At 46.5% G+C, this 20,628-nt stretch carries 22 protein-coding genes, 1 pseudogene and 1 other annotated feature; of the genes and pseudogenes, 20 read left to right on the forward strand and 3 right to left on the reverse strand.

Going from position 1 to position 20,628, the window contains the following annotated elements; translation table 11 throughout:
• Positions 1-7: 7 nt before the first annotated feature.
• From UJ203_RS15315 to UJ203_RS15380, 14 genes are all read left to right on the forward strand, one after another.
• The gene (locus UJ203_RS15315; RefSeq protein ID WP_322012052.1) at positions 8-952 is read left to right on the forward strand and encodes a DNA-binding domain-containing protein; all 945 of its coding nucleotides are present in this window, start codon (positions 8-10) and stop codon (positions 950-952) included.
• A gap of 212 nt (positions 953-1,164) precedes the next feature.
• The gene (gene kdgD, locus UJ203_RS15320; RefSeq protein WP_322012054.1) at positions 1,165-2,091 is read left to right on the forward strand and encodes a 5-dehydro-4-deoxyglucarate dehydratase; all 927 of its coding nucleotides are present in this window, start codon (positions 1,165-1,167) and stop codon (positions 2,089-2,091) included.
• Between the two features lie 32 nt (positions 2,092-2,123).
• Entirely contained in the window at positions 2,124-3,590 is a 1,467-nt protein-coding gene (gene gucD, locus UJ203_RS15325; protein ID WP_322012057.1) for an alpha-ketoglutaric semialdehyde dehydrogenase GucD, read from the forward strand.
• Positions 3,591-3,675: 85 nt separating this feature from the next.
• Positions 3,676-5,043 carry a glucarate transporter GudP gene (gudP, locus tag UJ203_RS15330; protein WP_105991809.1) on the forward strand — a complete coding sequence of 456 codons (1,368 nt, stop codon included), beginning with the start codon at positions 3,676-3,678 and terminating at the stop codon, positions 5,041-5,043.
• 34 nt (positions 5,044-5,077) lie between these two features.
• The gene (gudD, locus tag UJ203_RS15335; RefSeq protein ID WP_322012058.1) at positions 5,078-6,445 is read left to right on the forward strand and encodes a glucarate dehydratase; all 1,368 of its coding nucleotides are present in this window, start codon (positions 5,078-5,080) and stop codon (positions 6,443-6,445) included.
• 69 nt (positions 6,446-6,514) lie between these two features.
• Complete coding sequence (locus UJ203_RS15340) at positions 6,515-7,216, forward strand: FadR/GntR family transcriptional regulator (RefSeq protein WP_322012060.1); 702 nt, start codon at positions 6,515-6,517, stop codon at positions 7,214-7,216.
• Between the two features lie 92 nt (positions 7,217-7,308).
• The gene (gene garD, locus UJ203_RS15345) at positions 7,309-8,841 is read left to right on the forward strand and encodes a galactarate dehydratase (RefSeq protein WP_322012064.1); all 1,533 of its coding nucleotides are present in this window, start codon (positions 7,309-7,311) and stop codon (positions 8,839-8,841) included.
• 278 nt (positions 8,842-9,119) lie between these two features.
• Positions 9,120-10,043, forward strand: coding sequence for a macrolide 2'-phosphotransferase MphK (gene mphK, locus UJ203_RS15350; RefSeq protein WP_322012066.1), 924 nt, complete (start codon positions 9,120-9,122; stop codon positions 10,041-10,043).
• A 57-nt stretch (positions 10,044-10,100) separates the two neighbouring features.
• Positions 10,101-10,350: a binding site (T-box leader), on the forward strand.
• Positions 10,351-10,444: 94 nt separating this feature from the next.
• Entirely contained in the window at positions 10,445-10,606 is a 162-nt protein-coding gene (locus tag UJ203_RS15355) for a tryptophan RNA-binding attenuation protein (protein ID WP_322012411.1), read from the forward strand.
• A gap of 158 nt (positions 10,607-10,764) precedes the next feature.
• On the forward strand, positions 10,765-11,445 hold the full coding sequence (locus UJ203_RS15360; protein ID WP_322012413.1) for a response regulator transcription factor: 681 nt from the start codon (positions 10,765-10,767) through the stop codon (positions 11,443-11,445).
• Position 11,446: 1 nt separating this feature from the next.
• Positions 11,447-12,382, forward strand: a complete 936-nt coding sequence (locus tag UJ203_RS15365; RefSeq protein WP_322012068.1) for a HAMP domain-containing histidine kinase — start codon at positions 11,447-11,449, stop codon at positions 12,380-12,382.
• 93 nt (positions 12,383-12,475) lie between these two features.
• The gene (locus UJ203_RS15370) at positions 12,476-13,399 is read left to right on the forward strand and encodes an ABC transporter ATP-binding protein (protein WP_227599069.1); all 924 of its coding nucleotides are present in this window, start codon (positions 12,476-12,478) and stop codon (positions 13,397-13,399) included.
• Between the two features lie 17 nt (positions 13,400-13,416).
• Positions 13,417-14,103, forward strand: coding sequence for an ABC transporter permease (locus tag UJ203_RS15375; protein ID WP_105991861.1), 687 nt, complete (start codon positions 13,417-13,419; stop codon positions 14,101-14,103).
• An 18-nt stretch (positions 14,104-14,121) separates the two neighbouring features.
• Positions 14,122-14,817: an ABC transporter permease gene (locus UJ203_RS15380; RefSeq protein ID WP_322012071.1), complete on the forward strand. Its 696-nt coding sequence runs from the start codon at positions 14,122-14,124 to the stop codon at positions 14,815-14,817.
• On the opposite strand, the pseudogene UJ203_RS15385 reads toward UJ203_RS15380, so the two are convergent.
• Together UJ203_RS15385 and UJ203_RS15390 are read right to left on the reverse strand one after the other, a co-directional pair.
• A pseudogene (locus tag UJ203_RS15385) lies at positions 14,818-14,880 on the reverse strand (hypothetical protein); the annotation flags it as partial.
• Entirely contained in the window at positions 14,852-15,238 is a 387-nt protein-coding gene (locus UJ203_RS15390; RefSeq protein WP_010332895.1) for a YndM family protein, read from the reverse strand. The gene UJ203_RS15390 and the pseudogene UJ203_RS15385, both read right to left, overlap by 29 nt.
• A gap of 352 nt (positions 15,239-15,590) precedes the next feature.
• Here UJ203_RS15390 and UJ203_RS15395 point away from each other — a divergent pair, with 352 nt between their 5' ends.
• From UJ203_RS15395 to tatC, 6 genes are all read left to right on the forward strand, one after another.
• Positions 15,591-16,019, forward strand: a complete 429-nt coding sequence (locus tag UJ203_RS15395; protein WP_101865304.1) for a cell wall hydrolase — start codon at positions 15,591-15,593, stop codon at positions 16,017-16,019.
• A 107-nt stretch (positions 16,020-16,126) separates the two neighbouring features.
• A complete protein-coding gene (locus UJ203_RS15400; protein WP_105955410.1) occupies positions 16,127-16,858 on the forward strand; it encodes a vWA domain-containing protein in 732 nt (243 codons plus the stop codon).
• 78 nt (positions 16,859-16,936) lie between these two features.
• Positions 16,937-17,086, forward strand: coding sequence for a hypothetical protein (locus tag UJ203_RS15405; protein WP_049809871.1), 150 nt, complete (start codon positions 16,937-16,939; stop codon positions 17,084-17,086).
• A gap of 54 nt (positions 17,087-17,140) precedes the next feature.
• Entirely contained in the window at positions 17,141-18,892 is a 1,752-nt protein-coding gene (phoD, locus tag UJ203_RS15410; protein ID WP_322012081.1) for an alkaline phosphatase PhoD, read from the forward strand.
• 13 nt (positions 18,893-18,905) lie between these two features.
• A complete protein-coding gene (gene tatAD, locus UJ203_RS15415) occupies positions 18,906-19,118 on the forward strand; it encodes a sec-independent protein translocase protein TatAD (RefSeq protein ID WP_010332899.1) in 213 nt (70 codons plus the stop codon).
• Between the two features lie 61 nt (positions 19,119-19,179).
• Entirely contained in the window at positions 19,180-19,905 is a 726-nt protein-coding gene (gene tatC / locus UJ203_RS15420) for a twin-arginine translocase subunit TatC (protein WP_322012085.1), read from the forward strand.
• Here tatC and pcp read toward each other — a convergent pair.
• The gene (gene pcp / locus UJ203_RS15425) at positions 19,902-20,549 is read right to left on the reverse strand and encodes a pyroglutamyl-peptidase I (RefSeq protein WP_248337585.1); all 648 of its coding nucleotides are present in this window, start codon (positions 20,547-20,549) and stop codon (positions 19,902-19,904) included. The two genes, tatC and pcp, sit on opposite strands and share 4 nt — an antisense overlap.
• Positions 20,550-20,628: the final 79 nt, after the last annotated feature.

Below are 20,628 nucleotides of genomic sequence, written 5' to 3' on the forward strand. Positions count from 1 at the left end.
GGATAATATGCGTTTTTTTATCGCTGATGATGACCGCGCGGTGCGGTCGATTTTAAGGCAGATCATAGAGGATGAGGACCTTGGAGAGGCTGCGGGTGAAGCGGAAGACGGAAGCCAAGTGGAAGGGCATATATTGCAATTTAAGCAGATTGATATTTTGTTAATCGATTTATTAATGCCCGGGCGGGACGGAATTGAGACCATACGCCGGATCAAGGACTCTTATTCCGGGAAAATCGTTATGATCTCACAAGTGGAAGCTAAAGAAATGGTCGGAGAAGCGTATTCTCTCGGCATTGAATATTTTATTCATAAACCAATTAACCGTATTGAAATTGTGACTGTTCTGCAAAAGGTGAAGGAACGAATCGAGCTTGAAAACTCGATCGGAGATATCCAAAACTCTTTAAGCCGGCTGGTCAGCCGAACCGAACGGAAAGCACGGTCTCAGTATAAAAATGACAACAGCTTAAAAGAAGTGGGAACGTTCTTGCTATCCGAGCTCGGCATGATGGGGGAAGGCGGCGCTCATGATATGATGGCGGTCCTTCAGTATTTAACTGAGCATGAACAATCTGAACCTTACGAAAAAAATATCCCTTCTTTAAAACAAATCTTCACACAAGTAGCGGAACGAAAGCTTGGAGCTGCGGCATCACAAACGGAAATCAACCGCGAAATGAAAGCCTCGGAACAGCGAATCCGCAGAGCCATTATTCATTCGCTGGACCATTTTGCCTCATTGGGCACAACTGATTTTTCGAATCCTAAATTCGAAACCTACGCATCAAAATTCTTTGATTTTCCGGTCGTCAGCCAAAAAATGAAAGAAATTCAATCCAAAGAGGCAAAACCCCTCGCACCTGCCAGAGTGAATATGAAAAAATTTATCCACGTATTTTTTTTGGAAGCAAAGCTTTTGAACGAAACGATGAAAGAAAGAAGTATGTGAAAAAACAGCCGGCTAGCAGCGGCTGTTTTTTTATGCGGAAAACGGCGGCTTTCAGCGTTTTTATGAAAAGTCTGAAAATAAAGTTATTGACTTATTGTTTATTTGTCTTACAATTAAACAAAAGGATATGTAGAAAGGAGAGGATATGCAACCACATAATTTTAAAGCGCTTTCAAATGAGCTGTTTACACAAATGACAGGAGGTTTTGTACATGAGCCGTAAAAGAAAAGCACCTGAAGGGATTTTAGGTTTTCCGGTTGCGCCTTTTAATACACAAGGAAAGCTGGAGGAAGAAGCTCTGTTTCAAAATATCGAGTTTTTGCTCGAAGAAGGCTTGGAAGCGATTTTTATCGCCTGCGGGTCAGGGGAATTTCAGTCCCTTAGCCAGAAAGAATACGAAAACATGGTCGAAGTCGCGGTTTCGGCTGCGGGAGGAAAGGTCCCGGTCTATACGGGAGTGGGCGGCAACCTCAGCACCGCGCTTGATTGGGCGCGTATATCGGAGAAAAAAGGCGCTGACGGCTATTTGATCCTTCCTCCGTATTTGGTGCACGGCGAACAGGAGGGGCTGTATCAGTACGCCAAAACGATTATTGAAAGCACAGACTTGAATGCCATTCTGTATCAGCGCGACAATGCCGTATTTTCTCTTGAACAAATCAAGCGGCTGACGGAGCTTGAACAGCTTGTTGGTGTGAAAGACGGGGTGGGGAACATGGATTTGAATATCAACCTCGCCTATACAATCGGTGACCGCTTGGGATGGCTTAACGGAATGCCGATGGCTGAAGTGACGATGCCGTCCTACCTGCCAATCGGTTTTCACTCTTATTCTTCAGCCATTTCGAATTATATTCCGCATATTTCCCGGATGTTCTATGAAGCTTTGAAAAACGGAAACAACGATACAGTGAAGGAGCTCTATCAGCATGTCATTCTGCCGATCAACGATATCCGGAAGCAGCGGAAAGGGTATGCGGTGTCCTTGATCAAAGCCGGCATGGAGATTATGGGGATGAATGTGAGAAATACAGCCAGACCGCCTGTCGGACCGGTTGAAAAAGAACACTATCAGCAATTGGAAGCCATTTTGAAGCAAGCGGCGGATCGTTTCCCGAAGAAGGCCGCGACGGTTTGACAAACATAAAAAGCATGAAAGGGGCAATGGGCATGTCTGTAATCACGGAAAAAAACACATATCTCAATTTTATTAATGGAGAGTGGGTCAAAGCTCAATCAGGCGACATGATCAAGTCGGAAAATCCTGCGGATGTGAATGACATCGTCGGCTATGTGCAGAGTTCAACGGCTGATGATGTGGACCGGGCCGTCGCCGCCGCTAATGAGGCAAAAACGGGATGGAGAAAGCTGACGGGTGCAGAACGGGGCCAATTGCTGTACAAAACAGCTGATATCATGGAGCAGCGCTTAGAGGACATCGCCGCATGTGCGACGCGTGAAATGGGAAAAACCCTGCCGGAAGCAAAAGGAGAAACCGCTCGCGGCATTGCGATTCTTCGCTATTACGCCGGCGAGGGCATGCGCAAAACAGGCGATGTCATCCCGTCTACTGACAAAGACGCACTGATGTTTACAACCCGTGTCCCGCTTGGTGTCGTCGGCGTGATTTCGCCGTGGAACTTCCCGGTAGCGATCCCGATTTGGAAAATGGCGCCGGCACTGGTGTACGGCAATACTATTGTCATCAAACCCGCAACAGAAACTGCCGTTACATGTGCGAAGATCATCGCTTGTTTTGAAGAAGCGGGACTTCCGGCGGGAGTCATCAATTTGGTGACTGGCCAAGGGTCAGTTGTCGGCCAAGGCATAGCCGAACATGACGGGGTCAATGCCATTACGTTCACGGGTTCGAATCAGGTTGGGAAAATCATCGGGCAAGCCGCTTTAGCGAGAGGCGCCAAATATCAGCTTGAAATGGGCGGGAAAAACCCGGTGATCGTAGCGGACGATGCTGATCTTGAAGCGGCAGCAGAAGCCGTGGTGACAGGCGCTTTCCGTTCAACGGGCCAGAAGTGCACCGCAACAAGCCGTGTCATTGTCCAAAGCGGAATTTACGACCGCTTTAAAGAAAAACTGCTGCAACGCACAAAGGAGATTACGATCGGAGACAGCTTGAACGAAAACGTTTGGATGGGACCGATCGCAAGCAAAAATCAGCTTGATAACTGTCTGTCGTATATTGAAAAAGGCAAGCAGGAAGGCGCTTCTCTTTTGATCGGAGGAGAAAAGCTGGAGGATGGAAAGTATCAAAACGGATATTATGTGCAGCCTGCCATATTTGACAACGTGACATCTGACATGACGATTGCCCAGGAGGAAATTTTCGGACCGGTCATCGCTCTGTTAAAGGTGGACACGATGAAGGAGGCTTTAGACATCGCCAATGATGTGAAGTTCGGATTAAGTGCATCTATTTTTACGCAAAACATCGGCCGTATGCTTTCATTCGTTGATGAGATTGAAGCCGGGCTTGTCAGGGTCAACGCGGAAAGCGCAGGAGTTGAGCTTCAGGCGCCATTTGGCGGCATGAAGCAATCAAGCTCCCACTCCCGCGAACAGGGTGAGGCCGCGAAGGACTTCTTCACGGCGATCAAAACCGTATTTGTGAAGCAGTAAAGGTGCTGGAAAGAGGCGCTTGTCTCTTTCCAAGCCTTATCACCGCCAGCATATGATTCTCTACTTTGACAAAGGAGAAGATATTATGAAAAAAGACCATGCGAATGTTTCGCCGGCGGGCAAAAAAACCTCTGTACGCTGGTTCATCGTATTTATGCTGTTTCTTGTGACGTCTATTAACTACGCAGATCGTGCGACGCTTTCGATTACGGGTGATTCCGTCCAGCATGACCTTGGGCTGGATTCGGTTGCCATGGGGTATGTTTTTTCTGCATTCGGCTGGGCTTATGTCATCGGACAGCTTCCCGGAGGCTGGCTGCTGGATCGGTTTGGTTCAAAAACGGTTATTGCGTTAAGCATCTTTTTCTGGTCATTTTTTACGCTGCTGCAAGGGGCGATTGGATTCTTTACCGCTGGCACAGCGATTATCCTGCTGTTCGCGCTGCGCTTTTTAGTCGGGCTTTCTGAGGCGCCTTCATTTCCCGGAAACGGCAGAGTGGTTGCTTCCTGGTTCCCGAGCTCCGAACGCGGTACAGCTTCAGCCTTTTTTAACTCAGCTCAATACTTCGCAATCGTCATTTTTTCTCCTTTAATGGGCTGGCTCACCCACTCTTTTGGCTGGCATTCCGTCTTCGTGGTGATGGGGGCCGCGGGAATCCTACTGGCTTTTATCTGGTTAAAAACGGTATATGAACCGAAAAAACATCCGAAGGTCAACAAAGCCGAGCTTGCGTACATTGAAGAAGGCGGCGGGCTGATTTCAATGGATGACAGTCAAAGCAAGCAGGAAAAAGAATCAAAATGGCCGTATATCAAACAATTATTAACCAACCGCATGCTGATTGGCGTGTACATCGCGCAATATTGCATTACGACTCTCACTTATTTCTTTCTCACATGGTTTCCGGTATATTTGGTTCAGGCCCGCGGAATGTCCATTCTTGAAGCGGGATTTGTGGCTTCCCTCCCGGCGCTGTGCGGATTTGCGGGCGGCGTGCTTGGAGGCATCGTATCTGATTTTTTACTGAAAAAAGGCCGTTCTCTCACCTTTGCGAGAAAAGGACCGATCATTGTCGGCATGCTGCTGTCTTGCAGCATGATTATCTGCAACTATACAGATTCAGCGTGGCTCGTCGTTGTAATCATGTCACTCGCGTTCTTCGGAAAAGGCTTTGGCGCCTTGGGCTGGGCTGTCGTGTCGGACACGTCGCCAAAAGAGTGTGCGGGACTAAGCGGCGGTTTGTTCAACACATTCGGAAACATCGCCTCGATTACGACTCCGATTATTATCGGCTACATCGTGAATGCCACAGGATCTTTTAATGGCGCCCTCGTCTTTGTTGGCGCTAATGCGATTGCAGCAGTCCTCAGCTATTTGCTGCTGGTCGGGCCGATCAAACGGGTCGTATTAAAGAAACAAGAGCAAGACCCCGATCAATCATTGCCTGTCTAATATTTATGAAAGCGCTTTATAAGGAGGAGAAAACATGAGTTCATCAATACAAGAACAGGTTCAAAAAGAAAAAAGATCGAATATTCCATCAATTGCTGAAATGAGAGTCATTCCAGTCGCGGGGCATGACAGTATGCTGCTGAATTTAAGCGGTGCCCACAGCCCGTTTTTTACCCGAAATCTTGTCGTCTTAGCGGACAGCAGCGGGAATCAGGGTGTCGGCGAGGTGCCGGGCGGGGAAGCGATCCGCCGCACACTGGAGCTTGCAGAGCCGCTTGTTGTCGGAAAATCGATCGGCGCGTACCAGTCGATTTTGCAAACAGTCAGAAAGCAGTTTGGGGACCAGGACAGGGGAGGCCGCGGAATCCAGACATTTGATTTGCGCACTGCGGTGCATGTGGTCACGGCTTTAGAAGCCGCTTTGTTAGATGTGCTCGGCAAATTTCTCAATGAACCGGTTGCGGCTTTGCTTGGAGAAGGACAGCAGCGGGATGAGGTCAAGATGCTCGGTTATCTATTTTACATTGGTGACCGAAAGCGGACGACATTGCCGTATCAAAGCAATCAGCAGTCAGATTGCAAGTGGTTCCGCCTCCGCCATGAGGAAGCGCTGACTCCTGAGGCCGTTGTACGTCTTGCAGAAGCGGCGCAAGAGCGCTACGGCTTTCAAGATTTCAAGCTGAAAGGCGGCGTATTGCGGGGCGAGGAAGAAATGGAAGCCGTCACCGCGTTATCAAAACGTTTTCCTGAGGCGAGAATTACCCTTGATCCGAACGGGGCTTGGCCGCTAGAAGAAGCTGTTACATTATGCAGAGGAAAGCATGATGTACTTGCTTATGCCGAAGATCCGTGCGGGGAGGAAAACGGTTATTCCGCACGTGAAGTGATGGCTGAGTTCCGCCGCGCGACAGGCCTGCCGACCGCGACAAATATGATTGCGACTGACTGGCTGGAAATGGGGCACGCGATTCAGCTGCATGCGGTCGATATTCCGCTGGCTGATCCCCATTTCTGGACGATGCAGGGTTCGGTGCGGGTTGCACAGATGTGCCATGATTGGGGGCTGACGTGGGGCTCGCACTCCAATAATCATTTTGACATTTCCCTTGCCATGTTTACCCATGTGGCGGCCGCAGCTCCGGGACGCATCACGGCGATTGATACCCATTGGATCTGGCAGGACGGACAGCGTTTAACCAAACAGCCTTTAGAAATTGCTGATGGCTGTGTGAAGGTGCCTGATAAGCCTGGGCTTGGCATCGACATTGATATGGAACAAGTGGAAAAAGCGCATGATCTCTATCGAAAAATGAATTTAGGCGCACGGAACGATGCAATCCCTATGCAGTTTCTAATCAGCAATTGGGAATTTGACCGCAAGCGCCCGTGTCTGGTGAGATAAGTTTTATTCTAAATATTGTCATAACGAATATTTTGTCTTACAATTGAACAACTGAAGGGAGAGTTGTTCGTGTACGAAGGTTTAGAAGATCTGAAGGTGGATACAGTCAATCGGAAAACATTAGCCAAGCAGGTCATTGAACGGATTGTCCATTTACTGTCAAGCGGACAATTAAAGGCCGGAGACAAATTGCCGACGGAAATGGAGCTAATGGATATCTTACATGTCAGCAGACCGGTGCTTCGCGAAGCGCTTAGCTCACTAGAGACGCTGGGCGTTATCACGAGAAAAACCCGCGGCGGCACGTATTTTAACGACAAAATCGGGATGCAGCCTTTTTCCGTCATGCTTGCTTTGGCGACTGATAATCTTCCGGCCATTATTGAAGCGCGGATGGCGTTAGAACTCGGGCTGGTGACGATTACCGCGGAAAAAATAAATGAAGAAGAGCTTAAGCGTTTACAGAAAACAATCGACGACATCGCCAGCAGCACTGACAACAATTATGGAGAAGCAGATAAAGAATTTCACCGAATTATTGCATTAAGCGCTAATAATCCCGTTGTTGAAGGAATGATTCAATCTCTGCTGATCACGCATGCGAAAATCGACAGCCAGATTCCGTACAGGGAAAGGGATGTTACGGTTGAATACCACAAAAAAATCTACGACGCCCTTGCCAAAAGAGATCCTTACCAGGCTCATTACCACATGTATGAGCATTTGAAATTTGTTCGTGACAAAATTTTGAATGGGATAGACGAAACATAATTGTTATGACAGCCGCAGTTTGAAATCGGGATTTGCGGCTTTTCTTAAACCAAAATCGGAAAGCGTTTACAATGTTGAGGAGTGATATTCCTATGGTGATGAACCTCAGACAGAATCAAGCGCCTCTTTACATTAAAGTGAATGTAAAAGATAACACGGCGATTATTGTAAATGACGGCGGACTGAAAAAGGGCACTGTTTTTCCATGCGGGCTGATGCTTGAAGAAGATGTTCCTCAAGGCCATAAAGTGGCCCTAACCGATTTGAATCAGGGGGATGCCATCGTGCGTTATGGAGAAGTGATCGGATTTGCAGATCAGCCGATCAAACGCGGAAGCTGGGTGCGGGAAGCTTTGGTGAGAATGCCCGCCCCTCCGGAACTCCATGACCTTCCTATCGCAAACAAAGTGCCTGAACCGCTGCCGCCTCTTGAAGGCTATACGTTTGAAGGATATCGAAATGCTGACGGCAGTGCGGGAACGAAAAATATTCTCGGTATCACCACAAGTGTTCAATGTGTCGTCGGCGTGCTGGGTTATGCGGTAAAACGGATAAAAGAAGAGCTTCTTCCGAAATATCCAAATGTCGATGATGTCGTGCCGCTTCATCATCAATATGGATGCGGCGTGGCCATCAATGCCCCAGACGCCGTGATTCCCATCCGCACGATTCAAAATCTGGCAAAGCATCCGAACTTCGGCGGGGAAGTGATGGTGGTCGGATTAGGATGTGAAAAGCTCCTCCCGACACGGATTGTACCTGAGAAAAAAGATCACATCATTTCACTTCAAGATCATCAAGGCTTTGCGAATATGATTCAATCGATGATGGAAATGGCGGAGGAGCGGTTAATCAGACTCAATAGCAGAGTCCGTGTAACCTGCCCCGTTTCTGATCTGGTAATTGGCCTTCAATGCGGCGGCAGTGATGCCTTTTCCGGCGTGACGGCGAATCCGGCAGTGGGATATGCGGCTGATTTATTGGTTCGGGCAGGCGCAACGGTCTTGTTTTCTGAAGTGACTGAGGTGCGGGATGCGATTCACTTATTAACGCCCCGGGCTGTCAGAGAAGAGGTCGGACGTTCGCTGATCGATGAGATGAAGTGGTATGACAGCTATCTGAGGCGGGGGGAAGCAGACAGAAGCGCCAATCCGTCACCTGGCAATAAAAAAGGCGGTTTATCCAATGTGGTGGAAAAAGCGTTAGGATCGGTAGCAAAGTCAGGCACAAGCCCCATTTCCGGTGTGCTCGGGCCTGGGGAGAAGGCGGAGAAAAAGGGTTTGCTGTTTGCAGCGACGCCGGCAAGCGATTTTGTGTGCGGAACCCTTCAGCTGGCGGCAGGCATGAATCTGCAGGTCTTTACGACAGGCAGAGGAACACCGTATGGATTGGCTGCTGCGCCGGTGCTGAAAGTATCTACACGCCATTCATTAACAGAGCATTGGGCGGATTTAATCGATATCAATGCCGGGCGAATTGCTACCGGAGAGGCCAGTATCGAAGAAGTCGGCTGGGAGATTTTTCGCATGGTCTTAGATGTAGCGAGCGGCAGGAAACAAACATGGGCGGACCATTGGGGCCTTCATAATGATTTGTGTTTGTTTAATCCCGCGCCTGTGACTTGATTCATTTTTTATAGTAGATCAAAACTGGAATATGATGTAAGATGGAGATCAACTACAATGAACGGAGGGGTTCCGACATGGCATTCATTAGATTCCGATTGACACGAATTCAATAGTGAACGACACTCGCCTGGATGCGGGGAATCGGGATGAATCTGCCGATGTATGTACCCTTATATTGTCATGAAAAGAGGGTGGCGATGCTGCCCTCTTTTTTTGTTCCTTAAAAACATCCCTTCTCTCTAACGACAGGCGGAATATGAGAAAGGGGAAAAGAGATGACAAACCCGAACGAAAGGCAGCTAATCACTGAGATTGTCGCGCTTGCACGCAATCAAGGTTTGACGGTTCACTCTGATAACGCTCAATTGAATGAAACGGGAATGGATTTTCAAGTTGTATTTGCCGAGGATGATACAGGTATGCCATGGGTACTGCGAAAACCGCGGCGAAGCGATGTAGTTGAAAGAGCAGCTTCAGAAGGCAGAACGCTTGCCTTTCTCCGCGCGAACCTCACAGCTGATGTGCCGAATTGGAAATTTCATATGCCGGAATTGATCGCTTATCCGAAGCTTAGCGGAACGCCTGCTGCTGGGATTGATTTGGAACAGAAACAGTATGTATGGAATATGAGTCATCAGCCGCCGTCAGATAATTTTGTTCATACACTTGCTGAAATACTGGCAGAATTACATGGCATGAATCAAACATCTGCCGGCCAATCCGGAATAGAAGTGGTGATGCCAGAAGATTTCAGGAAAATGACAGCTGAATCTATGGCTGATGTAAAGAATAAGTTTGGCGTATCTAAGCAGCTTTGGGAAAGATGGCAAACGTGGATCAATGATGATGCATACTGGCCCGGTTTCTCCGCGCTGATACACGGCGATTTCCATCCGCCGCATATCCTTATTGATCAAAACGAACACGTGACAGGCCTCCTGGATTGGACAGAAGCGAAAGTCGCCGATCCAGCCAAGGATTTTGTCTTTTACCACATGATTTTCGGAGAAAAAGAAACAGCCCGTTTGCTTGAATGCTATGATCAAGCAGGCGGCCGTGTATGGTCAAAAATGCAGGATCACATCTCAGAGATGCAGGCGGCGTATCCGCTGGAAATTGCCAAGTTCGCTCTTCAGACACAGCAGGAGGAGCACGTAAATATGGCTCTGGAAGCACTTGGCGAACCTAAATTGAATTAAGAATTGACTTCTGTAAATTGACGGAGTATTATAAATTTTACAAATGAAAAGAACGGATTAACAATTAAGAGGAAGAGCAAGTAAGCATCAGTGAGCGGGGTTCAGAGAGTCGGTGGCAGGTGTGAACCGATCCTCCCCTGATGCCGAATGGGCTTCTGAATTGCTTTGCTGAATAGATAGTAGGCAATGCCGGGATGCTCTCCCCGTTACCAAGAGAGGAGTATCGAAACTGACGTTTTCTGTACTGATGAGCGAATGGCTTTTTAGCTGTTAATAAAGGTGGTACCGCGAGACCCTCGTCCTTTGATAGGACGGGGGTTTTTGTGTTTCTTAAAGGAGGTGACGGCCAATGGAAGAAGGCTGGCGGTCCATGTTTAATCAATGGGAAAGGAGGAATTCAAATGGTGATCGCAACTGATGATTTGGAGGTTGCTTGTCCGCATTGTGAAAGAGCCGGAGAAATAGAAGGCAAACCTTGTCCGGCATGCAGCGGGAAGGGTGTCATTCTTACCGCACAAGGAAATACGCTTTTGGATTTTATCCAAAAATATATGAACAAGTAAAGGAGAAAAGCTGAGCAGAGCGGCTGCAGGCAAAAGCTGAAAACAGGAAAAAAAGAATAAATTTTGTAAAACGCACATGTTTTTCAATTACAATAAGCGTAATGACATGTGTGTTTTTTTGACTATGAAAAAGGTTAGGTGAGAGGATGCAACGCATATTGCTTGTGGAGGATGACCATTCCATCAGTGAAATGGTGGACCATTATTTAACAAAAGAAGGCTTTGAAATCGTGCATGCTTTCGACGGTGAAGAGGGCATTCGGAGGTTTCAAGAGCAGACGTACGACCTTATTCTGCTTGATATTATGCTTCCGGAGCTGAATGGAATGGATGTTTTAAAAATCATTCGGGAAAAAAGCAAGATTCCTGTTTTAATGATTTCAGCAAAAGACGGAGATGTTGATAAAGCACTGGGGTTGGGATTCGGGGCGGATGATTATATCGCCAAACCGTTTTCGATGATTGAACTGACAGCCAGAGTCAAAGCAGCGATACGGAGGGCGACGCAATATTCGTCGAGTGAACCGGCTGAACATCAGGTGATTCGTGTTCACCAGCTTACGATCGATATAGACAATGTATCCGTTCTGAAAAACGGCGAACCGCTTCAGCTGACGTCAACCGAATGGCAGCTGCTGATACTATTTGCAGCAAATCCTAAAAAGGTGTTTACGAAAGAACAAATCTATCGTTCCGTATGGAATGAGGAGTACTTTGGCGACCAAAACATCATTAATGTACATATGAGACGGCTGAGAGAAAAGATTGAAGATGATCCATCGTCTCCTCAATATATCAAAACATTATGGGGCATCGGCTATAAATGGGGAGAGTTTTAGAATGGCAGTATTAACGATTGCTGCTATCATCGCTTTGGCGTGTCTGAATGTCATTCAATATATGATGAAAAAGAACCGGGACAGGAATTTGACATATACGGCAGAAAAGCTTAGCGCCATGCTTGACAACGAATCGGCCGATCAGGTTTTACTTCATACAGATGACCGTGCGCTCAGGGATCTGCTCGTCAACATCAATCTGCTCGCTGAGGATCATCAGCATATCAACGCCCGGTTTGCAAAAACAGAGCAATCCATGAGACGGATGCTGACCAATATGTCACACGATCTCAAAACACCTCTGACGGTCATTCTCGGTTATATCGAAGCCATCCAAAGTGACCGGGATATGCCGGACAGCGAGCGGGAAAGGCTGCTTGAGAAACTGCACCAAAAAACAAATGAACTCATCCAAATGATCCACTCTTTTTTTGATTTAGCCAAATTGGAATCTGAAGACAAACAAATCCCAATCACAAAAATACATATCAACGAAGTATGCAAACGAAATATCCTGCATTACTATGATGCCGTTCAGGCAAAAGGTTTTAACGCGGAGATTGATATTCCGGATACGCCGGTATACGCGCATGCAAATGAAGAAGCGCTGGACCGTATCCTGCAAAATTTATTATCCAACGCGATTCAATATGGCGCGGTTGGCAAGTTTATCGGATTATCACTTTCTTATGATGAGACAAGCATTGCCATCTCCGTATGGGACCGCGGAAAAGGAATCAGTGAAACAGACCAGCAGCGGGTATTTGAGAGGCTGTACACACTTGAAGAATCAAGGAACAAAGCATTCCAAGGGAGCGGTCTCGGTTTAACGATCACGAAAAGGCTTGTGGAAAAAATGGGAGGTTCCATCTCTCTTAAAAGCAAGCCGTATGAACGGACAGCGTTTACGATTACATTAAAACGAATGACCTATTAACAATCGTAAGAATTTCTTAAGAATGAAGAAATAAAAATGACAGGGCCCGCCGCTACAATAGAAAACAGGAAAAAGAGGAAAGGAGCAACAACGTTGACTTACATCGTACAAACAAATGGACTGACCAAAACGTTTCAAGGCAAAGAAGTCGTATCAGATGTCAGCATGCATATCAAAAAAGGTGAAATTTACGGCTTTCTCGGCCCGAACGGAGCAGGGAAAACAACCATTATGAAAATGCTGACAAGTCTTGTAAAACCGACAAGCGGTGAAATCAATATCCTCGGAAACAATCTCACCCATACGTCATATGAGGTGCTTGGCAAGATCGGCAGCATGATTGAATATCCGATTTTCTATGAAAATCTGACGGCTATCGAAAATTTAGAGCTGCATTGTGCATACATGGGATACCACAATAAAAAAGCCATTCAAGAAGTGCTCGATATGGTGAATTTAAAACAGATCGACAAGAAACCCGTCAAAACATTTTCGCTTGGAATGAAGCAGCGCCTCGGCATAGCGCGCGCCATCCTCACCAAACCTGATCTGCTTATATTGGATGAGCCGGTAAACGGCCTTGATCCTGTCGGCATTAAAAAGATCAGAAACTTATTTCAAGTATTAAGCAAAGAGTATGGAATGACACTGCTGATCTCCAGCCATATGCTGAGTGAAATCGAACAAATTGCGGACACAATCGGCGTCATTCGTGAAGGCAGGCTGCTGGAAGAGGTGTCGATGGAAGATGTCAGGGGGCAAAACACAGAATACATCGAACTCGTTACATCGAATCAGACAAAAGCCTGCTTTGTGCTTGAGAAAGAACTTCACATTGCCAACTTTAAAATCTTAAATGATAAAACCATTCGCATTTATGATGCTCAACGATCACAGGGTGCCATATCAAAAGCGCTGATTTTAAATGATGTAGACATTGAATCAATGAATAAAAAGTATACGTCACTGGAGGACTACTTCATCAGCTTGATCAACGGCAATCACATCAGTGCGTAAAGGAGGCGAGACCGTTGCTGAATTTGATCAGAATCGAATTAAGGAAAATGAAGATGGGATGGTATGTGAGAGGAGTCATCATTGCTAACCTGATTATCCTTGGCTTTATGTGGTTGGTCAGTTACATAGAAAAAGCGGAGGGCACTGAATCGTTCCAAAGCATGGATGATGCATTTCTCGTCATTGGCACTTTTGTCAGAGCGGTGTTTATCGTTTTTGGCGCTGTACTGATCGCCAAATTAGTCATATCGGAATATAAAAACAAAACGATTCAAGTGATGTTCACGTACCCGATCAGCCGGAAAAAACTGCTTGCTGCTAAGCTTAGCATCTCAGGCGGGCTGACGTTTATCACCATATTGGTCTCAAATGCGTTCGTAGCAGCCGCTTTCTATATGCTGAACTCGATCTACCATGTCATTCCGGGAGAATTGAGCGCCGATGTCATTTCTCAGCATTCGGTAAAAATGGCGGTTTTCGCTTTTGGCGCCGCTGGCACCAGTTTAGTTCCCATCTTTTTTGGGATGCGTAAGCACTCTGTCTCGGCAACCATCATTTCATCTGTCGTGCTCGTCATGCTGATGAGTTCAACAAGCCCGGGTCTGTCCATTTCTTCCATTGTATATATTCCATTATCTCTAGCTGCTGTCGGTTTGTTTTTTTCGTACATGGCAGTCAGGAAAGCAGATCGGCAAGATGCTTAAATACGGAGTTGAAACAACATGTTGAATTTAACGAAACTTGAATTGAAAAAAATGAAATTAGGCTGGTATTACAGAGGCGCCGTTATTGCAAATCTATGTATTCTCGGATTTATGTGCTTGATCGCATCAGAAGAAAAAAAACTCCCGCAGCCGGAGGTGATGACTGATGCGGCATCCACGCTATTTTTGCTTGGAACGTTTGTAAGATCTGTATTTGTTGTTTTCGCCAGTGTGCTGATTGCCAAATTGATTATTAGTGAGTACAAAAATAAAACGATTACCGTCATGTTTACATATCCCATCAGCCGGAAAAAACTGATTGCTGCCAAGCTGCTGATTACAGGCGGACTGACGTTTACCACCATTATGGTGTCTGAAATTGCGCTTTCATTCATCTTTGCGCAAATCAATCAATATTATCAACTTATACCTGAGATGTTATCAGTCCAGACTATCGGGCAAGAGGTCGGCAGTATGGCGATATATGCCGCTTCGGCTGCGTGCTTGAGTTTTATTCCTTTATATTTTGGGATGAGGAAACGCTCTGTTCCGGCTGCTATCATTTCATCGGTTATATTGACGATACTGATCAGCCAGCAAAGCCCCGAGTTATCGCTGGCAACGATTATCTACATTCCGCTTTCTTTAGGTGCGATCGGCATCTTGATAGCGATTTGGTCTGTCCGAAACATAGACCGGGAAGATGCTTTATGATAGAAGGCCGATGCTGTCAGCACCGGCCTTTTGATTATGAATCTGTTCTTGTTTCAAGATAATGCTTTTTGCCAATTTCTTTGCTCATCATATAGAAATGGAAGCAATATTCACCGATGGCCATGGCGATTGCTCCAAATAGAGCCGCCAGCGCAATTTCTCCGCCAGTCATCCCCATAGAAAGCGGCATGCCCATCAGCCAAATCACGAGAAATGCCAAACCGAAATCAGCCAAAGTGGCGATCATATTGTTCCATCGGGGCAATACATAAAGGTCTCCAAGCAAATAAGAAATGACCCCTAACACAACCGTCATCAGCAGCGTATCACCAAACGTGAAACCAAAGCCAAGACCCAGCACCAAATACAAAACAATAATCGTCATAATACCTTTAATCGCGAGCGCTTTCACATGTGTCATGATAAGGTTCCTCCTTCTTTTATCTGATTTGTTATGTATGATTCCTCAAATACGGAAAGTTAAACATTACTTTGTGTTCTTTACAAAGCGTTTTCGGCTACGGTTGGAAAAAGGCTGAAGAACTGTGATGAAACAGGGGGTGAATCTGCATCTGCATCTGCCATGCCCGTAGAATCCGGGATTTTACTGGAGATTTCCTTGACGGCCAGATGTCCATTTTTCTTCCACAATTACTGATCTTTATGGTTTGTGTCAGTACCGGGAGAATAAATTTTAAAACTTCTCCTGTCCCTCCGTCATCACTCTTTGGGTATTGCAATATGATGAAAGGAGAAAAAGGGGAGGTGACGTGATGGCGGTTGTGAGAGCAACAAGTGCTGATGTCAACTTGATGGCACGGCTGCTCAGAGCGGAAGCGGAAGGTGAAGGAAAGCAGGGGATGCTGCTTGTCGGCAATGTTGGGATTAATCGGCTGAGGGCCAATTGCTCTGATTTTAAAGGCCTCCGCACCATCAGGCAGATGATTTTTCAGCCGCATGCATTCGAAGCGGTGACTCATGGATACTTTTATCAAAGACCGCGGGAAAGCGAGCGGGCCTTGGCACGCCGGACGATAAACGGGGAGAGGTTCTGGCCGGCAAAATTCAGCTTGTGGTATTTCAAGCCGGAAGGAAACTGCCCGCCGACCTGGTATAACCAGCCGTTTGTAGCCAGATTCAAATCACATTGTTTTTATCAGCCGACGGGCGAAACATGTGAAAATGTATATAACACATTTTAAGGGGAGACGCCGTTCACATCTGAACGGTGTTTTTTCTTTAAAAAGTTATACCAATGGTAAATATTTCTGTGAGATAATCGGATAAAAGAACTATAGGAGATGACAAAATGGCCACAATTGACCTGCAAAAGAAGAGCGTAAAAATCGTACTGGAGAAAAAGCAGTTAACCAAGGTGACGGCTCGTGTCGGGCTGGTGCTGGATATTACCGGTTCAATGAGAACGCTGTATAAAAACGGAACGGTTCAAAAAGTGGTGGAGCGGATTTTGGCTGTGGCTGATCAGTTTGATGATAACGGCCTGCTTGATGTATGGGTTTATGATAATGAATTCTCCCGGTTAAAGCCAGTCTCTGAAATCGATTTTTCAGGCTATGTTGATCGCGAAATTTTGAATAATGAACTCTTGCATAAATTCGGGAGAAATGATGAGCCGCCGGTCATAAAAGACGTGTTACATAAATATGTTGTGGAAGAACCGAGTTCATATCCCGCTTTTATCGTTTTTATTAATGATGGAGGGTGTAAAAAATCCATCAAACCCATTATTGAAGCTGCCTCTGATAAACCGGTGTTTTGGCAGTTTGTCGGCATCGGTAACGGCAACTTCGATTTTCTTAATAAACTGGATACGCTAGAAGGGCGTGTTGTTGATAACGCAAACTTCCTGCATATCGAAGACATTGAACGCATCTCTGATGATGAGCTTTATGATGCATTGCTTACTGAATTTCCATTTTGGCTGCAAGAAGTGAAGGAAAAAGGAATTTTAATAGAACAAGAGCCTGAAGCTGCAAAACCGGAAAAGAAGGGCTTTTTCAGCAGATTGTTTTCTAAATAACAGACAGCCTTTCCGAACACTGAGTGATTCTGCAAAATCGCTCGGTGTTTTTGTTTTTTTAAGATCATGTGAAGAAAAATGGGTAAAAAGGGCGGCTTGCAAACGACAGGATATGCAGAAAACACGCCGTTTTGCCAGCTGTCGGCATGTTTCGGCGAAAGAGCTGTGAATGAAGTCCTGTTTCCCATGTTCAGTGCTTACAATCCCTTCACACTTCTTCACAGCTAATTAACAATGGTTTCCTATAATGAAAGCGATCAATGAGAAGAGAGGGGATCTGGAATGGCATATGATAGTCGTTTTGACGAATGGGTAAAGAAATTGAAGGACGAAAGCTTTCAGAATAATACGTTTGACCGCCGCAAATTTATTCAGGGGGCTGGAAAAATTGCGGGGCTTTCTCTTGGATTAACCATTGCTCAGTCAGTCGGAGCATTTGAAGTAAATGCTGCGCCTAAGTTCTCTAGTTATCCGTTTACGCTCGGCGTCGCTTCAGGAGATCCGCTTTCTGACAGCGTCGTGCTCTGGACGCGTTTGGCGCCAGATCCGCTGAACGGCGGGGGGATGCCGAACCAGGCTGTGCCTGTCAAATGGGAAGTGGCAAAGGATGAGAACTTCCGCAAGATCGTAAGAAAGGGCACAGAAATGGCCAAACCGAGTCTCGCCCATTCTGTCCACGTGGAAGCGGACGGGCTTGAGCCGAACAAAGTGTACTACTACCGATTCAAAACCGGACATGAGCTAAGTCCTGTCGGAAAAACAAAAACACTGCCGGCCCCAGGTGCCAATGTGCCGAAAATGACCTTTGCCTTCGCTTCCTGCCAGCAATATGAGCATGGCTATTATACAGCCTACAAGCATATGGCGAAGGAAAAGCTTGATCTTGTCTTCCATCTCGGTGATTACATATATGAGTACGGGCCGAATGAATATGTATCGAAAACAGGCAATGTCCGCACGCACAACAGCGCAGAAATCATTACGCTTCAGGACTATCGAAACCGCCATGCCCAATACCGTTCAGACGCTAATTTAAAAGCGGCGCATGCGGCGTTTCCTTGGGTTGTCACGTGGGATGACCATGAAGTTGAAAATAACTATGCCAATAAAATCCCGGAAAAAGGGCAGTCGGTTGACGCGTTTGTATTGCGCCGTGCGGCGGCGTATCAGGCTTATTATGAGCATATGCCGCTCCGCATCTCCTCTCTGCCGAATGGCCCGGATATGCAACTGTACCGCCACTTTACGTATGGAAATCTGGCATCATTTAATGTGCTGGATACACGCCAGTACAGAGATGACCAAGCCAATAACGACGGCAATAAGCCGCCTTCTGATGAATCGCTCAATCCGAATCGGACCTTGTTAGGAAAAGAACAGGAGCAATGGCTTTTTAACAATTTGAGCAGCTCGACTGCATATTGGAATGTGCTGGCACAGCAAATCTTCTTTGCGAAGTGGAATTTCGGGACAAGCTCAAGCCCGATCTACAGCATGGATTCATGGGACGGTTATCCGGCTCAGCGCGAACGGGTCGTCAATTACATTAACAGCAAAAATTTAAACAATGTTGTCGTGCTGACAGGAGATGTACACGCAAGCTGGGCATCGAATCTGCATGTCGATTTTAATAAAACAAGCTCAAAAATTTTCGGGGCTGAATTTGTCGGCACCTCCATCACATCCGGAGGAAACGGAGCGGATAAGCGGGCGGATACCGATCAAATTTTAAAGGAAAATCCACATATTAAGTTCTTTAACGATTACCGAGGATATGTCCGCTGTACAGTAACGCCGCACCAGTGGAAAGCTGATTATCGGGTAATGCCATTTGTGACAGAGCCGGGAGCAGCTATTTCCACACGGGCTTCATTCGTTTATCAAAAAGACCAAACAGGATTGAGAAAGGTATCCTCGACAATGGTTCAAGGCGGAGTGAAACAATCCAATGAAGTCGAAGAGGACCGTTTCTTTGAGCACAACAAAGCCCATGAAAAACAAATGATCAAAAAACGGGCAAAAATTACGCATTAAGGAGTGAAACATAATGTTTTCAAACATTGGAATACCAGGCTTGATTCTGATCTTTGTCATCGCCCTCATTATTTTTGGCCCTTCAAAGCTTCCGGAAATCGGGCGAGCCGCCGGTCGGACTCTGCTGGAATTCAAAAGCGCCACAAAATCACTTGTGTCTGGTGATGAAAAAGAAGAAAAATCAGCTGAGCTGTCAGCGGTCAAGCAGGACAAAAACGCAGGCTGAGTGCTGATGAGGCAGACGCATGGTCTGCCTCTTTTTCTCATGAAAGGGAGGGCTTTTTTGAATGGATAAAAAAGAAACTCATCTGATCGGACATTTAGAAGAGCTTCGCCGTCGGATCATCTTCACAATTGCGGCTTTTCTTCTGTTTTTAATTACGGCTTTTTTGTTTGTGGAGGACATTTATGATTGGCTGATCAGAGATTTTGACGGAAAATTAGCTGTTCTCGGACCGAGTGAAATTCTCTGGGTATATATGATGCTTGCCGGCATTTGTGCGATTGCCGCCTCCATCCCCGTTGCCGCCTATCAGCTTTGGCGTTTTGTAGCGCCGGCGCTGACAAAAACGGAGCGCAACGTGACACTGATGTACATACCGGGATTATTCGCCCTGTTTCTGGCCGGCATCTCGTTCGGATATTTTGTGTTGTTTCCGATCGTTCTCGGCTTTTTGACCCATTTGTCTGCTGGCCATTTTGAAACGATGTTTACCGCTGACCGCTATTTCAGGTTTATGATGAATTTGAGCCTGCCGTTCGGTTTTCTGTTTGAAATGCCCCTTGTGGTGATGTTTTTGACAAGGTTAGGCATCTTAAATCCATACCGGCTGGCCAAAGCGAGAAAGCTGTCCTATTTTCTGCTGATCGTGGTGTCCATATTGATTACCCCGCCAGACTTTATTTCTGATTTTCTCGTGATGATTCCGCTGCTTGTCCTGTTCGAAGTGAGCGTCACACTATCAGCGTTTGTATACAAAAAGAGACTGACCAGTGAAGCGGCCGCCGCTTAGTGCAGCGCGCCGCCGGGTGACTTCGTATCCTGATCATATTGTGCGGCCGTAACAGCGGCGATCCTCAATGCTTTGACTATCATGTCCAGGCTGAGGCTCGGCGCTGTTTTGTCGATTGTTTGTTCCGGAATGTACGGAATGTGGATAAACCCGCCGTGAATGTGCGGAGACGTACGGTGGATGTGATCCATTAACCCGTAGAACAGATAGTTGCATACAAATGTGCCGGCCGTAAAGGAAACAGCCGCCGGAATGCCGTTTTCCTTCATTTGAGATGTAATGCGTTTAATCGGAAGCCCTGTCCAGTAAGCGGCAGGCCCGCCGGGAGAAATCTCTTCATCAATCGGCTGGTTTCCATCATTATCCGGGATACGCGCGTCTGCAAGGTTGATCGCGACCCGTTCCGGTGTCACCTGCATCCGGCCGCCGGCTTGCCCGACGCAGATCACGATGTCCGGCTGATGTTTATGAATAGCTTGCCGCAAAGTGTCGAGAGCGGTTCTGAACACAGTCGGAATTTGTGCCGAAGCGATGATCACCTGATCCGTTTCAAAGCCATTCAGCCGTTTCACCGCTTCCCACGATGGATTGACAGTTTCTTGATCAAAAGGGTCAAAACCTGTGAAGAGCACTTTTTTTCTCATGGTAACCATCTCCTTTTTTTTATTATTCTATTGTTTATTTCTGGATTTTTCATCAAAATAATAAAAAGGAGTGAATCAG

This window comes from Bacillus sp. V26 (genome assembly GCF_034296245.1).
GTDB lineage: Bacteria > Bacillota > Bacilli > Bacillales > Bacillaceae > Bacillus > Bacillus halotolerans.

Coding starts and splice junctions, on each gene's coding strand:
- UJ203_RS15315 (WP_322012052.1), top strand. CDS start 8: ATGCGTTTTTTTATCGCTGATGATGACCGCGCGGTGCGGTCGATTTTA.
- kdgD (WP_322012054.1), top strand. CDS start 1,165: ATGAGCCGTAAAAGAAAAGCACCTGAAGGGATTTTAGGTTTTCCGGTT.
- gucD (WP_322012057.1), top strand. CDS start 2,124: ATGTCTGTAATCACGGAAAAAAACACATATCTCAATTTTATTAATGGA.
- gudP (WP_105991809.1), top strand. CDS start 3,676: ATGAAAAAAGACCATGCGAATGTTTCGCCGGCGGGCAAAAAAACCTCT.
- gudD (WP_322012058.1), top strand. CDS start 5,078: ATGAGTTCATCAATACAAGAACAGGTTCAAAAAGAAAAAAGATCGAAT.
- garD (WP_322012064.1), top strand. CDS start 7,309: ATGGTGATGAACCTCAGACAGAATCAAGCGCCTCTTTACATTAAAGTG.
- mphK (WP_322012066.1), top strand. CDS start 9,120: ATGACAAACCCGAACGAAAGGCAGCTAATCACTGAGATTGTCGCGCTT.
- UJ203_RS15355 (WP_322012411.1), top strand. CDS start 10,445: ATGGTGATCGCAACTGATGATTTGGAGGTTGCTTGTCCGCATTGTGAA.
- UJ203_RS15365 (WP_322012068.1), top strand. CDS start 11,447: ATGGCAGTATTAACGATTGCTGCTATCATCGCTTTGGCGTGTCTGAAT.
- UJ203_RS15380 (WP_322012071.1), top strand. CDS start 14,122: ATGTTGAATTTAACGAAACTTGAATTGAAAAAAATGAAATTAGGCTGG.
- UJ203_RS15390 (WP_010332895.1), bottom strand. CDS start 15,238: ATGACACATGTGAAAGCGCTCGCGATTAAAGGTATTATGACGATTATT.
- UJ203_RS15395 (WP_101865304.1), top strand. CDS start 15,591: ATGGCGGTTGTGAGAGCAACAAGTGCTGATGTCAACTTGATGGCACGG.
- UJ203_RS15400 (WP_105955410.1), top strand. CDS start 16,127: ATGGCCACAATTGACCTGCAAAAGAAGAGCGTAAAAATCGTACTGGAG.
- UJ203_RS15405 (WP_049809871.1), top strand. CDS start 16,937: ATGGGTAAAAAGGGCGGCTTGCAAACGACAGGATATGCAGAAAACACG.
- phoD (WP_322012081.1), top strand. CDS start 17,141: ATGGCATATGATAGTCGTTTTGACGAATGGGTAAAGAAATTGAAGGAC.
- tatAD (WP_010332899.1), top strand. CDS start 18,906: ATGTTTTCAAACATTGGAATACCAGGCTTGATTCTGATCTTTGTCATC.
- tatC (WP_322012085.1), top strand. CDS start 19,180: ATGGATAAAAAAGAAACTCATCTGATCGGACATTTAGAAGAGCTTCGC.
- pcp (WP_248337585.1), bottom strand. CDS start 20,549: ATGAGAAAAAAAGTGCTCTTCACAGGTTTTGACCCTTTTGATCAAGAA.